General features: G+C 39.8%; 16 protein-coding genes and 1 riboswitch. Of the genes, 15 read left to right on the top strand and 1 reads right to left on the bottom strand.

Annotated elements, in window-relative coordinates:
- Positions 1-10: 10 nt before the first annotated feature.
- The 14 genes from flgK (at position 11) to ACQKIC_RS13545 (ending at position 11,176) form a co-directional block, all read left to right on the top strand.
- Positions 11-1,567 (top strand): flagellar hook-associated protein FlgK, encoded by a 1,557-nt coding sequence (gene flgK, locus ACQKIC_RS13610; RefSeq protein ID WP_427591454.1) that lies wholly within the window; start codon positions 11-13, stop codon positions 1,565-1,567.
- A 15-nt stretch (positions 1,568-1,582) separates the two neighbouring features.
- Positions 1,583-2,464, top strand: coding sequence for a flagellar hook-associated protein FlgL (gene flgL, locus ACQKIC_RS13605; protein ID WP_427591453.1), 882 nt, complete (start codon positions 1,583-1,585; stop codon positions 2,462-2,464).
- Positions 2,465-2,515: 51 nt separating this feature from the next.
- Positions 2,516-3,094 carry a DUF6470 family protein gene (locus tag ACQKIC_RS13600; protein ID WP_427591452.1) on the top strand — a complete coding sequence of 193 codons (579 nt, stop codon included), beginning with the start codon at positions 2,516-2,518 and terminating at the stop codon, positions 3,092-3,094.
- 8 nt (positions 3,095-3,102) lie between these two features.
- Positions 3,103-3,549 (top strand): flagellar assembly protein FliW, encoded by a 447-nt coding sequence (gene fliW / locus ACQKIC_RS13595; protein ID WP_427591451.1) that lies wholly within the window; start codon positions 3,103-3,105, stop codon positions 3,547-3,549.
- Entirely contained in the window at positions 3,549-3,782 is a 234-nt protein-coding gene (gene csrA / locus ACQKIC_RS13590) for a carbon storage regulator CsrA (protein WP_427591450.1), read from the top strand. Before fliW ends, csrA begins: the two co-directional genes overlap by 1 nt.
- A gap of 137 nt (positions 3,783-3,919) precedes the next feature.
- Positions 3,920-5,683 carry a flagellin gene (locus tag ACQKIC_RS13585; RefSeq protein WP_427591449.1) on the top strand — a complete coding sequence of 588 codons (1,764 nt, stop codon included), beginning with the start codon at positions 3,920-3,922 and terminating at the stop codon, positions 5,681-5,683.
- A gap of 86 nt (positions 5,684-5,769) precedes the next feature.
- Positions 5,770-6,009 (top strand): hypothetical protein, encoded by a 240-nt coding sequence (locus ACQKIC_RS13580; protein ID WP_427591448.1) that lies wholly within the window; start codon positions 5,770-5,772, stop codon positions 6,007-6,009.
- Between the two features lie 134 nt (positions 6,010-6,143).
- Positions 6,144-6,332, top strand: a complete 189-nt coding sequence (locus ACQKIC_RS13575; protein ID WP_427591447.1) for a hypothetical protein — start codon at positions 6,144-6,146, stop codon at positions 6,330-6,332.
- A gap of 446 nt (positions 6,333-6,778) precedes the next feature.
- On the top strand, positions 6,779-7,141 hold the full coding sequence (gene flaG, locus ACQKIC_RS13570; RefSeq protein WP_427591445.1) for a flagellar protein FlaG: 363 nt from the start codon (positions 6,779-6,781) through the stop codon (positions 7,139-7,141).
- Positions 7,142-7,148: 7 nt separating this feature from the next.
- Positions 7,149-8,645, top strand: coding sequence for a flagellar hook-associated protein 2 (locus ACQKIC_RS13565; RefSeq protein ID WP_427668657.1), 1,497 nt, complete (start codon positions 7,149-7,151; stop codon positions 8,643-8,645).
- Between the two features lie 24 nt (positions 8,646-8,669).
- Positions 8,670-9,071 carry a flagellar export chaperone FliS gene (fliS, locus tag ACQKIC_RS13560; protein ID WP_402954611.1) on the top strand — a complete coding sequence of 134 codons (402 nt, stop codon included), beginning with the start codon at positions 8,670-8,672 and terminating at the stop codon, positions 9,069-9,071.
- On the top strand, positions 9,068-9,415 hold the full coding sequence (locus ACQKIC_RS13555) for a flagellar protein FliT (protein WP_427668655.1): 348 nt from the start codon (positions 9,068-9,070) through the stop codon (positions 9,413-9,415). The genes fliS and ACQKIC_RS13555 overlap by 4 nt, the downstream gene beginning before the upstream one ends.
- Positions 9,416-9,671: 256 nt before the next feature.
- Entirely contained in the window at positions 9,672-10,229 is a 558-nt protein-coding gene (hpf, locus tag ACQKIC_RS13550; protein ID WP_402870618.1) for a ribosome hibernation-promoting factor, HPF/YfiA family, read from the top strand.
- 699 nt (positions 10,230-10,928) lie between these two features.
- Positions 10,929-11,015: riboswitch (cyclic di-GMP riboswitch) on the top strand.
- 32 nt (positions 11,016-11,047) lie between these two features.
- Complete coding sequence (locus tag ACQKIC_RS13545) at positions 11,048-11,176, top strand: anti-repressor SinI family protein (protein ID WP_402991245.1); 129 nt, start codon at positions 11,048-11,050, stop codon at positions 11,174-11,176.
- Positions 11,177-11,285: 109 nt separating this feature from the next.
- On the opposite strand, the gene ACQKIC_RS13540 is transcribed toward ACQKIC_RS13545, so the two are convergent.
- A complete protein-coding gene (locus tag ACQKIC_RS13540; protein WP_402954602.1) occupies positions 11,286-11,606 on the bottom strand; it encodes a helix-turn-helix domain-containing protein in 321 nt (106 codons plus the stop codon).
- Positions 11,607-12,018: 412 nt separating this feature from the next.
- On the opposite strand from ACQKIC_RS13540, the gene secA reads away from it, so the two are divergent.
- Positions 12,019-14,532 carry a preprotein translocase subunit SecA gene (gene secA, locus ACQKIC_RS13535; protein WP_427591441.1) on the top strand — a complete coding sequence of 838 codons (2,514 nt, stop codon included), beginning with the start codon at positions 12,019-12,021 and terminating at the stop codon, positions 14,530-14,532.
- Positions 14,533-14,572 lie beyond the last annotated feature (40 nt).

Here is a 14,572-nt window from a genome sequence, read left to right as displayed (position 1 = left end):
GTTTGAACTTATGATTTCAAGCTTTATGGGGCTCGAAACAGCAAAGCGTGGATTATCCACCTCGCAAGGTGCCTTGTATACGACAGGAAATAACGTGTCCAATGCTAACACGGTAGGCTATTCAAGGCAGCGGGTAAACTTGGAGCAAACATCCGGTTTCCCTACCGTCGGGATGAACAGCCCCCGTGTAGCGGGTCAAATTGGAACGGGTGTAGCGGCAGAAACGGTGCAACGAATCCGCGACAGCTTTTTGGATGCACAATACAGAACCCAAAGTAATAAAATCGGTTATTATGGCGCCATGAGCGAATCGCTATCGAAGATGGAAGGCATCATGAACGAACCAACCGACAGCGGCTTGGCTGCCACGATGGAGAAGTTCTGGAATTCAATCCAAGGATTAACGGCCAACGCCGAAAATTCTGGTGCCCGTGAAGTCGTGGCATCCACAGGCGTGATGGTCGCTGATACATTAAACTACTACTACAACTCGTTAACAAGCGTGAAAACGGACATTGGCAACCAAATCAATGTCAAAGCGAACGAAATCAACACAATCATTGACAGCATCGATCAACTGAACCAGCAAATCAGTAAAGTCGAGCCGCATGGCTATATTCCGAATGACCTTTACGATAAACGGGACGTGCTCGTCGACAATCTATCGCAGCTTGTCAGCATCAACGTAAAAAACGTCATTCCAAGTGATTATGGCAAAGCAAGCGACGTTGCGACAGGTTTATACAACATCGAGTTAATGAATGAAGATGGCTCAGCGTATGTACCGCCTATCAATCTAGTCAGCGTGAACAAAACGGGCATGCTTGGGACAGCCAAAGTTGCAGTGAGCTATGATGATACGTCAGGTGCAATAGATGGAGTGAAGTTTGGTTCGAAAACGATTACGGACTTCAATTTTTCTGGAGAACTGGCTGGGTTGATTGAAAGCTTCGGATATAAGAAGAGTGATGGCACAACTGGGGGCTCTTATCCTGATATGTTGCAAAAGCTCGATAACATGACGAAGGCCTTTGTGAATGAGTTTAATGCGATTCATCAAGAAGGGTTTGCTTTAGGTGCGAATGCAAAATCAGGGCTCAACTTTTTTGAAATCAGCGTTAATGGGAGTGCTGCTCAAAGTATCAAGATGAATAGTGATATTTTAAAAGATTCTTCATTAATTGCCGCTGGGAAAACAAGTGGGGCATCTGGCGATAATGAAAATGCGAAGCTATTGGCTGATTTGAAAAAGAAAGCTTTTAGTGACTATTCGACAAAGGATTTAAATTCTAAGGATTTAACAGGGAGCTTTGACACCTATTATTCCGGAATTATTGGAAACTTGGGTGTTGATTCTCAAAGTGCCCAAAAGAACCTTTCTAACTCATCAGTGCTTGCAGCGTCAGTGGATCAAAATAGAGCATCTGTTAGTTCTGTATCTTTGGATGAAGAAATGACTGACATGATCAAATTCCAGCAGGCCTATAATGCATCAGCAAGAATGGTGACGATGGTCGACGAGATGCTCGATAAAATCATTAACGGAATGGGAACTGTAGGCCGATAATAGGAGTGAATATAGATGCGTGTAACGCAATCGATGCTAACCAATAATATGTTAACCAACCTTAGCAGTAGCTATGAGAAATTGGGCAAGCTGCAGGAACAAGTCTCATCGCAAAAGAAATTCTCGAAGCCTTCTGATGATCCGGTCGCAGCGATGATGGGGATGGGATACCGGACCAACCTCAATCAAATCCAGCAGTATAAGAGTAATATCTCCGAAGCGGAAAATTGGATTGATAGTACGGATGATGCGATTACTGAAGCTGTTTCAGCTTTACAAAGGATTCGGGAGCTAACGGTACAAGGTAGTAATGGAACGTATGAAGAAAATCAGAAGAGTAATATTGCAGAAGAAGTCAAGCAATTGAAAGAACATCTTGTGAGTATCGGTGATACACAAATTGGTGGTAAGTATATTTTTAATGGACAGAATACGAATGTGAAGCCTTCTGATAGTTTAGATGCTACAACAGGGAAAATCACATACGGTTCGGAACCTATTAACCTTGAAGTGTTTTCTGGAATTTCTATTCAAATCAATACAGATGGATCCAAGGTTTTTGGAGATGCTCTTGCCAAGGATGGTAGTATTCAAAAAACAATTGATGCGCTCGAAAATAACGGTGATGTTGGTGCGATGTTGGCAGAACTTGATAAAACCATTGACAGCTTCTTAGCTACCCAGGCCCAAGTGGGTGCGAGACAGAATCGGATTGACTTAATGACCGACCGCTTAGGCCAGCAGGAGGTCTTTGCTACGGAAATCCTTTCGAAAAACGAGGATGTCGATATTGAAAAAGCCATCATGAATTTAACGACACAAGAAAGTGTTCATAGTGCTTCATTAAGTATCGGTGCAAAAATCATGCAACCGAGTTTAATGGATTTCCTTCGCTAAGCTATTCGTAACCGGATAGCTTTTTTCTATAAAGAGAGAGGAGTGTTGAAGATGCAAATGCCGCAAATTCGCATGCAGTCTACATCGATGCAAATTGGATTGAATATTGAACAACCGGTACAGCAACTGGAACAGAAGGCAGCGGATTTATCTATTGAACAGCCAAAAGCTATTTTAGAGATTCAGACAACTCCTGGGAAGCTAACGATTGATCAATCAAAGGCTAGAGAAGACATGGATTTAAAAAGCCTCTCCAAGCGAGTGGAGGAATTTGCCCAGCAGGGTTACCAAGATTGGCTGGCTGGTATGGCAAGAAGATCACAACAGGGAACGGAATTGAGGCATATTGAAAACGGAGGTAACGCAATTGCTTCTCAGGCGAAACAGAACGGCAAAGGCCCAGAGAAGCAATTCAATCTTGGTTGGATTCCTTCGAATTTCAGTGTGAAGCTAGATTATCAACCGGCCCAAGTCGACATTGATGTAAGCCCACAGAAACCAAATATTAATGTGCAAATTAATAGACCGACTCATGAATATACGCCAGGTAACACGGAAGTGGAAGTTCTACAAAAAAATTCACTGGATATAGATTTCATTAATTTATTTCCAGATGTGATAGGTGAGTGAAGACATATATGATCAGACAAACAAAATTTCATGGTGAAGTAGAAATAGCAGAGGAAGATATTTATAGATTTGACAGCGGGATTCCGGGGTTTCTGGAGGAAAAGAAGTTTTGTTTATTACCATTAGAAGAAACACCATTTTTTGTTCTCCAATCTATTGAAACAAAAGAAGTGGCATTCATCGTTACGAACCCTTTTGATACTTTTCGTGATTATGAAGTGAAGCTGCCGGATGAAGTACTTTCTACTTTAGAAATAGAAACAGAAAAAGAAGTCATAACGCTTGTTATTTTAACCATTCATGACCCTTTCAATCAAACAACTGCCAATCTTCAGGCTCCTATCATTTTAAATACTCATAAAAGAACTGGAAAGCAGTTTATCATGAATGGTAGCGGCTATATGAATAAGCATTTGCTAATTGAACCTCTAGAAGTAGAACAGGGGGAAGACTAATGCTTGTATTAACGAGGAAACCAAATGAATCGATCGTAATAGGAAATGATATTGAAATTACAGTGCTAGCAATAGAAGGAGAACAGATCAAACTTGGTATCAATGCACCAAAAAATGTGGATATTCACCGAAAAGAAGTCTACCTGTCCATTCAGCAAGAAAATAATGAAGCCACTAAAACAGAAAACAATATTCTGGAAAAAATAAACGAATATTTTAAGAAAAAACCTTAAAAGTGCTTAATATGTTTCTAAGCCTGACGATATTATATATACAACGATAGATAGTGAAATAGGCGGCCGACTTATTCACTGCTTATCGTAAAAAACCACATGGATGTGGGACCTTAAAACTCAAGGAGGAAACAAAAATGATTATCAATCACAATATCGCAGCTCTTAACACACATCGTCAGTTATCAAGTGCTTCAGGTGCTCAATCTAAATCAATGGAGAAACTTGCTTCAGGTCTTCGTATCAACCGTGCAGGTGACGATGCAGCTGGACTAGCAATCTCTGAAAAAATGCGTGGACAAATTCGCGGATTAGATCAAGCGTCTAAAAACTCACAAGATGGGATTTCTATGATTCAAACTGCTGAAGGTGCGTTAAATGAAACGCATGACATTCTTCAACGTATGCGTGAACTAGCTACTCAAGCATCCAATGATACAAATGTTGGTGTTGACCGTAATGAAATTCAAAAAGAAATAAACCAATTATCTTCTGAAATTAATCGTATTGGTAATACTACAGAGTTCAATACACAAGGTCTTTTAAAAGGTGATGGAAAATCGAATCTTAATAATACTGGTTTAACAGGTGTTACAGGAAAGTTAACAAATGGTACTGAAGCTACTAAAACCCAAGCGACTCAAACCGTAACATTATCAGCTGCGGGTGTAGCAAATGATACTGCTAGTTTCACATTAAATGGTGTAACGTTAACTGCTACTTTTAAAGCATCTGCTTCTAACGGTAGTGTTGCAGGAGATAATAAAGGTTATAATGTTACAGCAACTTCTGCAGACGTTGCATTAGACGGTACAGCAACAGCTGCCAATGGTGCAGCAGGTTTAAGAGATGCATTCCAAAAAATGATTGATGAGAATGATACTTTAAAAGGGAACTATGAAGTCACTGGAACTGGAGCAGGAATAACTATAGCAGCAGTTGCAGGTGGTCAATTCGATGGTACATCAGGTGTTATGGGTGCTTTCGCTAAAACTGGAACTGGAATGGGGACTGCGGCTGCAACCGCTGCAACTGGTACTCAAACAGCTGCAATAAAGGCAACTAAAGAAATCGATTTTACTAGCTTGGTAGGAGTAGATGCAGCAACTACTGATGCAAATATCAATTCATTAGTAGAAAAAGGTATGACTATTAATGGCAAGCAAATAGAGTTTTATAATGCTAACGATGGTGCTTATACTGGCAACGGAGTTGGAGTAAATATTAGTACTGCATTATCAGCTAGTACACCTAGTGATAAGGTTAATGAACTTGTTAAAAATATCTCTCAACAAGTTGGGGAAAATATTGATGGAGTTGAGCTTACTCAGAAAGATTCAACTACAAATGCTAAAAAATTAGTAATTAGTGCAGCTCAAGGTGGAAAAGCCGGTGAAAGTATTGAGGTAAAAGACGGTGGAGTACAAAAAGATTTCGAAGCTAACTTCCAAGTAGGAGCAAATAAAGGACAAAGTATGTCAATCTCAATCGCTGATATGCGTTCTGATGCTCTGGGAATTACAGGGAAAGCTGGTGAAGCTGGTTTTACAGCTACAAACGTCGTTACGGATGGTACAAATAACACTGCAAAAGAATCTGCACTTGATGTATCTTCACATTCTAGTGCTTCAGCAGCAATCGAAAAGATTAATAAAGCAATCGAAACAGTATCAAGCGAACGTTCTAAATTAGGTGCATTCCAAAACCGTTTAGAACACACAATCAATAACTTGAACACATCTTCTGAAAACCTAACTGCTGCGGAATCTCGTATCCGTGACGTAGATATGGCGAAAGAAATGATGAATCAAACTAAGAATTCTATTCTTTCTCAAGCTGCTCAAGCAATGCTGGCTCAAGCTAACCAACAACCTCAAGGAGTTCTACAACTTCTTCGTTAATATTAGATTTTATTTAGGAGACTCTAGTTTTGCTAGAGTCTCTTTTTAATATGAGTAATAAAGGCCGTTCTAAAGGAGGAGACAGGATGGGGCAAGAACAACAAGAACATAAAAGGTTCCTTGAACAACAGCTACGGTGGACTGAGGAGCAGGTTCATATCTTGGATGAAATGAACGTCAAACTTCATGAAATGAAAAGGATAGCTGAATATACTTTAGAACATGAGCTTACACCAATTGAAACTGAGAATTTGAATGCTAAACTGAATGTATTAAAGAATGAATTCCATTCCCTAGAAAAGCAACTGTATCCTGTTCTCCAATAGTGGAGGACTTTTCTTTTGTAGGTAATCCGAATTACATAGAAAAATAAGTATATATTATCTTATTGATATAATAATCATAAGCCCTAATTCCTTTTGTGGAATTAGGGCTATTTATATTTTTAGGAGGAGAAAAGATGATGTATTTAGACTGGTTTGTTGGAACAATGAAAAGGACATTCAATATTGAAGTCAAAAGAGAGGATATAGGCTACGAAGCCCATGATTTCTATCATGAAGAAATAGATGATTTGCTTATTCCAGCGGAAAACTTAGAAAAGCTACAGGACCCATTGCTCATTGAAACACTTTCTTCGTGGAGTTAGGGCTATTAATTAATATGAACCAATACAAAGCATCAGAAACAAAGCAATTAGAGCTACTTGAAGGGGGAGTAATTGAAGAAAAAGCCTGTAAAAAGGGTCAGTATCAATAGCTTAAGAATGGTGAAAGAGTCAATCATGCTTTATAAAAACAGACAAATATAACACCAGAAGATGGATAGCAATTGATGAGTGAATTTCTAGGTGAATCGGATCGTGAATGTCTTGTCGTTTGTTTAAATATGAAGAATCAGCAAACATAAACATCTGCTACATTGGAAGCCAAACGTAAGGGGGTGCTTCAATCCTACGATTTAGAGCAATACAGTATCTAGTCTTGTAGATTTAATTATTCAAGAGTAAAATCATATTTCCTTGTATTAGGACTGTAAAGTTCTATTGTGAAACCGATATAAAAAGTAAAGATATCTTATTGGGGGCAAAAAAAGATGTTGGAGAGTCTATCGACGAATATTCTTTCCTCGCAACTTAGAACAGCAATCTCAGAAGGAATCAGTACGTATTATCAGAGAGAAATCAATACAGTAGCATATTCAGAACAAAGTGTAGAGTCAAATGACAAGCCAACGAAAGAAAAGGTTCAGGAGGTAACTGAAAGTTTAAAAACCTTTCTAAATCCAACACATACAGCGGTACGCTTTGAATATCATGAAAAACTGAATGAGTATTATGTTAAGGTCGTTGATGACATAACGAATGAAACAATTAGAGAAATTCCTCCAAAAAAGCTTCTAGACTTTTATGCGGCAATGACAGAGTTTGTCGGGATAATGGTGGATGAAAAAATATAAGTAGGTGATGAATATGGTACGTGTCAGTGGATTAGCGAGCGGAATGGATATTGATGAAATAGTGAAAAGTATGATGCAGGCAGAACGAGTGCCTTTGGATAAATTAACGCAGAAGAAGCAATATTCTGAGTGGCAACGAGATGATTATCGGTCGGTTAATACAGCATTATCTGAGTTAGATACGCTGATTAAGGATGGAATAGGGAAACAATCTTCGTTTATTAAAAAGACAGTGACAGTTTCGAATCCTAATGCAATTAGCATTAAAAACATAAACTCAACTACAGATTTTGCCGGAACGATAGAGGTGAAAAATTTAGCCGTTGCGGCTACTATGAAAAATCACACTTCACTTTCCCTAAATTCTACAGATAAACTTATAGCTGAAGGAACAGCCGAAAAAGAAATTTATATCCAGGCAATTGATAAAAATGGGGAACTAGGCGAGAGAAAAAAGCTGACCATTACTGCTGAGGATACTCTAGATAGCCTAATATCTAAAATAAATTCTAACACTGATGTTACTGCTTTCTATGATAAGCAATCCGGTCAAATGTCATTCACGGCAAAGAATACTGGAGAAATTGCGGATAAAGCTGAAATCATATTCGCTGGAGACTTTTTCACTGAAACTTTAATGATGGATGCAGATAATAAAATTGCTAAGGACAATGAAAGAGGGACTAGTGGCATAAACGCGACCCTTACCTATAACGGGCTAGAAATCAAAAGAAGTTCAAATGTGATTAATCTTAATGGCGCTGAATTTACGTTAAAAGAAAAGACTGAAGGACCGGTCACATTCTCATCCAAAGCTGATGTGGACACCATTTTAGACACGGTAACTCAGTTCGTGAACAAATACAATGAAATCATTAAAAAAATCCAAGATAAAACTACTGAAACTAAATACCGTGATTACGCTCCTCTTACAACGGAACAAAAAAAGGAATTGTCCGAAGATGAAGTAAAGCTTTGGGAAGAGAAGGCGAAGAGTGGAACGTTGAAAAATGACTCAACATTAAAAAGTTTGCTTACAACCATGAGGTCCTCTCTTTATACTTCAGTCAGTGGTATTACAGGGAATAACACGCTTAGTAAGTTAGGGATTACTACCACAAGTAATTACTTAGAAGGTGGTAAACTAACGATTGATGAGGATAAACTGCGTGCAGCCATTTCTCAAGATCCAAATGCGATTTATAAGTTATTCATGTCTGAAGGTAACGGTACCGAGAAAAGTTCGCAAGGACTGGCACGCCGTTTACGTGCTGATATCCAATCATCCATGAAGGTGATTACAGAAAAAGCAGGTAAGGCTGGGTATGTAAATAATAATTTCACCATCGGGAAAGCAGTCAATGGATTGGATACAAGAATTTCCACATTCGAGGCAAAGTTAGTAAAACTCGAGACACGTTACTACAATCAGTTCACAGCCATGGAGAAAGCGATATCGAAAGCCAATAGTCAAAGCTCTAGTTTATCGCAATATTTTAGCTAAGTAAGAAAGGAAGAATAAAAAGAAATGGCCATAAATAATCCATACCAATCTTATCAACAAAATTCAGTGAATACAGCGTCCCCGGGAGAGCTTACACTCATGCTTTATAACGGATGTCTGAAGTTCATTCTACTTGGTAAAAAAGCCATTGAAGCGGGTAAGATCGAAGAAAAGAATACGAATATCTTAAAGGCCCAAAACATCGTTCATGAACTGATGGTGACCTTGAATATGGATGTTGCCGTATCGAAAGACTTGATGAGCCTCTATGATTATATGAATCGTCGTCTGATTGAAGCTAATTTGAAGAATGACATTGCTGCTCTAGAAGAGGTGGAGGGACTTGTTACCGAGTTCCGTAACACATGGAAGGAAGCCATTCAATTGAACCGCCAAAAACAATTCGTTCAAAGTGGTCAAGTTTGATGATGCTTCAAGATTTTCATGATGTCACCATTGAATTACTAACCGTCTTGCAGGACCAGACGATTGTCGAACGCGATGAAAGAATTGATAGAATTATGCAGTTGCTTGATCAGCGTGAAGAGCTTCTTTCGCAAATCCAGCCGCCTTTTTCTGCTGAAGAGCTACAATTGGGACGTCAATCCATGCGTCTGAATCAGCAGGTCGATCAATTGTTGTTGCTCCAAAAGCAAGAGATTCAGCGCGATATCAAGGAATTGAACCAGAAAAAGAAAACTTCAAATAAGTACACCAATCCTTATGAGAATCTTTCCACGGATGGTATGTTTTACGACAAAAAGAAATAAACCCTTACCCAAACCGTTTGAATTTCAAACGGTTTTTGTGTAAATTTTTTCTAAAATTTCTGTGAATTACGATGGCTAATTTTTTCTTTATTGGGCAGTGTTTGGTATAATAGAGCTAAGGTAGACATCAACCTTTTTCAAACCTTCCGACAATTGTTTCATAATTTCGACATATTTCAAGATGTGTTTCTAAAGGAAACCGGAGGGGTATTGTAGAATCTAACTGTATAGTCTTAATTTAAGGAGGACTCACTTTATGAATTACAACGTACGCGGTGAAAACATTGAGGTAACTCCAGCAATTCGAGAATACGTCGAAAAGAAAATTGGCAAGTTAGAAAGATATTTTAACAATACGCCAGATGCAAATGTGCAAGTGAATTTGAAAGTGAACAATAATACGTCCAAGGTCGAAGTGACGATTCCGATGCAGAATTTGGTTCTTCGCGCTGAAGAAGAGAATGCGGATATGTATGCCGCGATTGATTTGATCAATGACAAGCTAGAACGCCAAATTCGTAAACATAAAACGAAGGTCAACCGAAAATTCCGCAACAATTTATCCAATACACCAGAAGCATTCGCTTTTGCTACGGAAGTCGATGAAGTGGCGGATGAATTCGAAGATGACAGCGATATAGAAGTGGTCCGTAACAAACGCTTCGATTTGAAGCCGATGGACAGTGAAGAAGCGATTCTGCAAATGAATATGCTTGGTCACAGTTTCTTCGTTTACACGAATGCGGATACGAATACAACCAACGTCGTGTATCGCCGTAAAGATGGACGATACGGATTAATAGAACCAAGTTAAGTTAATCATGAAATGCATGGAAGCACCGTCCAGACTCTGGGCGGTGCTTTTTAGGTATTCTCCTTTTCTATTTATTTAACATCTGGTTAGGTATAAAGTATTAGTTTTGTTTTCTGAAATTCGAAATACGTTAAAGATTTAATAGGTACATTCCTTTCATAATAAGTGCTCTCAAATGAAGTAGAGTGAATTTGAATTTTCTTTAAAACGAACAAAAAGTGTTCTTTTTCGAGAAAGATAGGTTTTTATACCCATTTCTATATTACCTTAATTTGGCATATAATTGACTTAACCGTTCTTTAAAACGAACAAGTGGTTAATAAGGTGCAGAGGGGATGGGATGTTGTTTCGGAAAAATTGCCATACATGCAATAGGGCTTCGTTTAGTAGTTCGGAAATGGGGAATTGGTTTTGTCCTACCTGCGGCGAGGATTTGACCGTGCAAAAGGCCTTTGATGCACTGTCGGTGGAGCGAATTAATATGTCTCATCGCCTGAATGAAAAGAACAAGGTTTTTTATTATCTGAAAAAGCGAATGTGATTTTCATTTCATGTAAATCTATCCTTGATTTTCTCCCTATTGTTGTAATTTGTCGATAAATATTTCCTTATATTGGTTAATTGGCGACATAAACTAGCAACATATGTAGGGTGTATTCCCTATAATAAGATTGTAAACTATGTATTTAGTAATATTTATCGTGAAAAAGGCAAACTTATCGAAAGGTGAGGGCGCAAAGGCACAGGTCTAAGGCTGTAAGGAGCTACGATGGCTGGTCTGCCTGAAATACAAGGTAGTATTTTAGGAGGTTGATAAAATGATTACGACGGAAATGGATCAAGAGTGGATGACGTTGATTTTGGAGGCAAAAAGCTTAGGGTTGACGAAAGAAGAGATCCGTGATTATCTTGCACGGGAGTCATCGAAGGGGAATTGCGAAAAATGAGAAAGATGTGGAAAGCATCCCTATAAACAGTATGGAGCATGGCTGTTTATAGGGATGCTTTCGTTTGCGTAAATAGATTGATAGAGTGCTATGCTTCCTATCTATTTTTCTATTCGTTGTTCTTTTTCCATTTGTTAAACTCAATAAATTCTCGGAATTGTTGTTTTGAAACACCTGAATGCATGGCATCTTCAACGATTTTTATCCAGTCGTTATCCAGGATTTCCTTATTGGGAGCATCGTAAAGAAGGGCATCAACAGGAACATGAAGCACTGCAGAGATTTTTTCCAAAAATTGAATGGAAGGATTCGTTTGTAAGTTCCGTTCGAGCGAACTTAAGTAGGACTTGGCTACCCCGGCTTTCTCGGCTAGTTCAGTCATCGACATTTTCTTTTCTTCCCGCAGCTTTTTAACACGCTCACCGATCATCATTACCACCTCGAACTAGTTCTATTTATCCCACAGAATAAGCTTTGCTAACCCACTTACAGTGTCTTCTACTATCCAGGTTTACAAGCGAATGGCGTCAACTATCTATTAAACCCATTTATAGTAGTTGAGAGATATAGCCTTTTTTAAAGACCATCTGTGCAAACGTGGGCCTACCCATATGTATTTTAAATCTTCCCTCTATTTTAACAGTTTTTGTCCTGTTTTATCCATTGTTTTTCTCAAGAAGTGATATCTGGCCCATAGTCCTGAAAGTGACATGAAGTTGTACCTCATGAATAGAAGTGGTAAAATTAAGACTAGATTATTATCGGCAGAAGGTGTGTTCCTTCTTACTTATATGAATGAACGATATTGAATGATCATTTTCCCAATAGAGGAGCGTTAATGAATGCTTAATATATTAAATAAAGTTTTTGATCCGAATAAGCGAGAACTTAAGCGGTTAGAAAAAGTGGCTGATCAGGTCGAAGCGCTGGCGGATGAGATGGCTTCGTTATCGGACGAGCAGCTGACTGCCAAAACGGAAGAATTCAAGAAACGTTATCAAAACGGGGAAACTGTGGATGATTTGCTCGTTGAGGCATTTGCTGTCGTACGTGAAGGAGCAAAGCGGGCGCTTGGCATGTATCCTTTCCGTGTTCAGATCATGGGTGGGGCGTCCCTTCATGATGGGAATATTTCCGAAATGAAAACAGGTGAAGGGAAAACGTTGACTTCAACCATGCCCGTTTATTTAAATGCGATTACTGGAAAAGGCGTGCATGTCGTGACCGTCAATGAATACCTCGCACAACGTGATGCGACTGATATGGGTGTGTTATATAATTTCCTCGGACTGTCTGTCGGGTTGAATCTGAACAGTCATTCTAAAGAAGAAAAACAAGAAGCATACAATGCGGATATCACGTATAGCACGAATAATGAGTTAGGTTTCGATTACTTGCGTGACAATATGGTGCTATATAAAGAACAAATGGTACAGCGGCCATTGCATTATGCGGTCATCGATGAAGTCGATTCCATCTTGATTGATGAAGCGAGGACGCCATTGATCATTTCCGGTGCGGCGCAAAAATCAGCCCAGCTTTATATCCAGGCGAATGCTTTTGTGCGTACCCTGAAAAAAGATACGGATTACACGTATGATGAGAAAACCAAAGGCGTGCAATTGACTGAAGAAGGTATGAATAGGGCTGAAAGAGCGTTCAATATTGATAATTTATTCGATATCACTCATGTGACATTGAACCATCATATCAATCAGGCATTGAAAGCGCATGTTGCCATGCACTTGGATGTAGATTATGTGGTCCAAGACGGCGAGATTGTCATCGTTGACCAATTTACGGGCCGTTTAATGAAAGGTCGCCGTTACAGTGAAGGACTTCATCAGGCCATTGAAGCAAAAGAGGGACTGGAAATTCAAAATGAAAGCATGACCCTTGCTACGATTACTTTCCAGAACTATTTCAGGATGTATGAAAAACTTTCTGGTATGACGGGTACGGCCAAGACGGAAGAAGAGGAATTCCGTAACATCTATAATATGAATGTTATTGCGATTCCTACGAACCGGGATATCGTCCGGGATGACCGCCCAGATCTCATTTATGCGTCAATGGACGGGAAATTCAGAGCGGTCGTGGAAGATATTGCAGAGCGTCATGTAAAAGGACAGCCCGTGCTGGTTGGTACGGTCGCCATTGAGACTTCGGAGATCATTTCCAATTACTTGACGAAAAAAGGCATTCCTCATAACGTGTTGAATGCGAAGAACCATGAGCGTGAAGCGGAAATCATCTTGAATGCAGGGAATAAGGGAGCGGTTACAATCGCCACAAACATGGCTGGCCGTGGTACGGATATCAAGCTAGGCGAAGGTGTCAAAGACGTGGGCGGGCTTGCCGTCATCGGGACGGAACGTCATGAAAGTCGCCGGATTGATAACCAGCTGCGTGGTCGTTCTGGTCGTCAGGGAGATCCAGGGGTCACTCAGTTCTATCTATCCATGGAAGATGAATTGATGCGTCGCTTTGGTTCGGATAATATGAAGAGTATGATGGCGCGCCTTGGCATGGATGATTCCCAACCCATTCAAAGCAAAATGGTGTCAAGAGCCGTTGAATCCGCTCAGAAACGGGTTGAAGGAAATAACTTCGATTCTCGTAAACAATTGCTGCAGTATGATGATGTTCTTCGTCAGCAACGTGAAATCATATACAAACAGCGTTTCGATGTAATGGAAAGCGAAAACTTGCGTGAAATCGTTGAAACGATGATCACGGCGTCCATTCAACGTAATGTTGCAGCTTTTGCGCCGATGGGCGATGAAGAAGGCTGGAACTTGCAAGGACTTGTCGATTACTTGAACGGCAATCTATTCCAAGAGGGTGAGATTACAATCGCCGATTTGGATGGGAAAGATGAATCGGAACTGGTTGAGTTCATTCTAGGAAAAGTAAAAGAAAGTTATGATCAAAAAGAAGCCGAGCTTTCAGAAGAGCAAATGCGCGAGTTCGAAAAAGTGATCGTGCTTCGGGCGGTGGACAGCAAGTGGATGGATCATATCGACGCGATGGAACAATTGCGTCAAGGGATTCACCTACGTGCATATGGTCAAATCGATCCGCTTCGTGAATACCAATCAGAAGGCTTCGCGATGTTTGAAAGCATGATTGCTTCGATGGAAGATGAGGTCACTAAGTACATTATGAAAGCTGAAATCCGCAATAACTTGGAGCGGAAGGAAGTCATAAAAGGACAAGCGGTCAATCCGAAAGAAGACGAAGGCGGCAAAGTGAAGAAGGCGCCGGCTCGTAAGTCGGAAGATGTCGGGCGAAATGCTTTATGTCCATGTGGCAGCGGAAAAAAATATAAGAATTGTCATGGCAACTTAGCCTGAAAATAGGTGTATAATGGAGAAGAGACGGATAAGTTAAATG

This window comes from Peribacillus sp. NPDC046944, assembly GCF_050272735.1.
Lineage (GTDB): Bacteria > Bacillota > Bacilli > Bacillales > DSM-1321 > Peribacillus.
The sequence above is the reverse complement of the archived record's forward strand: the minus strand, read 5'-3'. Positions and strand labels throughout refer to the sequence as shown.

What these genes read in the sequence shown, in the direction of transcription:
- flgK (WP_427591454.1), top strand. Translation starts at nt 11, where the DNA reads ATGATTTCAAGCTTTATGGGGCTCGAAACAGCAAAGCGTGGATTATCC.
- flgL (WP_427591453.1), top strand. Translation starts at nt 1,583, where the DNA reads ATGCGTGTAACGCAATCGATGCTAACCAATAATATGTTAACCAACCTT.
- ACQKIC_RS13600 (WP_427591452.1), top strand. Translation starts at nt 2,516, where the DNA reads ATGCAAATGCCGCAAATTCGCATGCAGTCTACATCGATGCAAATTGGA.
- fliW (WP_427591451.1), top strand. Translation starts at nt 3,103, where the DNA reads ATGATCAGACAAACAAAATTTCATGGTGAAGTAGAAATAGCAGAGGAA.
- csrA (WP_427591450.1), top strand. Translation starts at nt 3,549, where the DNA reads ATGCTTGTATTAACGAGGAAACCAAATGAATCGATCGTAATAGGAAAT.
- ACQKIC_RS13585 (WP_427591449.1), top strand. Translation starts at nt 3,920, where the DNA reads ATGATTATCAATCACAATATCGCAGCTCTTAACACACATCGTCAGTTA.
- ACQKIC_RS13580 (WP_427591448.1), top strand. Translation starts at nt 5,770, where the DNA reads ATGGGGCAAGAACAACAAGAACATAAAAGGTTCCTTGAACAACAGCTA.
- ACQKIC_RS13575 (WP_427591447.1), top strand. Translation starts at nt 6,144, where the DNA reads ATGATGTATTTAGACTGGTTTGTTGGAACAATGAAAAGGACATTCAAT.
- flaG (WP_427591445.1), top strand. Translation starts at nt 6,779, where the DNA reads ATGTTGGAGAGTCTATCGACGAATATTCTTTCCTCGCAACTTAGAACA.
- ACQKIC_RS13565 (WP_427668657.1), top strand. Translation starts at nt 7,149, where the DNA reads ATGAATATGGTACGTGTCAGTGGATTAGCGAGCGGAATGGATATTGAT.
- fliS (WP_402954611.1), top strand. Translation starts at nt 8,670, where the DNA reads ATGGCCATAAATAATCCATACCAATCTTATCAACAAAATTCAGTGAAT.
- hpf (WP_402870618.1), top strand. Translation starts at nt 9,672, where the DNA reads ATGAATTACAACGTACGCGGTGAAAACATTGAGGTAACTCCAGCAATT.
- ACQKIC_RS13545 (WP_402991245.1), top strand. Translation starts at nt 11,048, where the DNA reads ATGATTACGACGGAAATGGATCAAGAGTGGATGACGTTGATTTTGGAG.
- ACQKIC_RS13540 (WP_402954602.1), bottom strand. Translation starts at nt 11,606, where the DNA reads ATGATCGGTGAGCGTGTTAAAAAGCTGCGGGAAGAAAAGAAAATGTCG.
- secA (WP_427591441.1), top strand. Translation starts at nt 12,019, where the DNA reads ATGCTTAATATATTAAATAAAGTTTTTGATCCGAATAAGCGAGAACTT.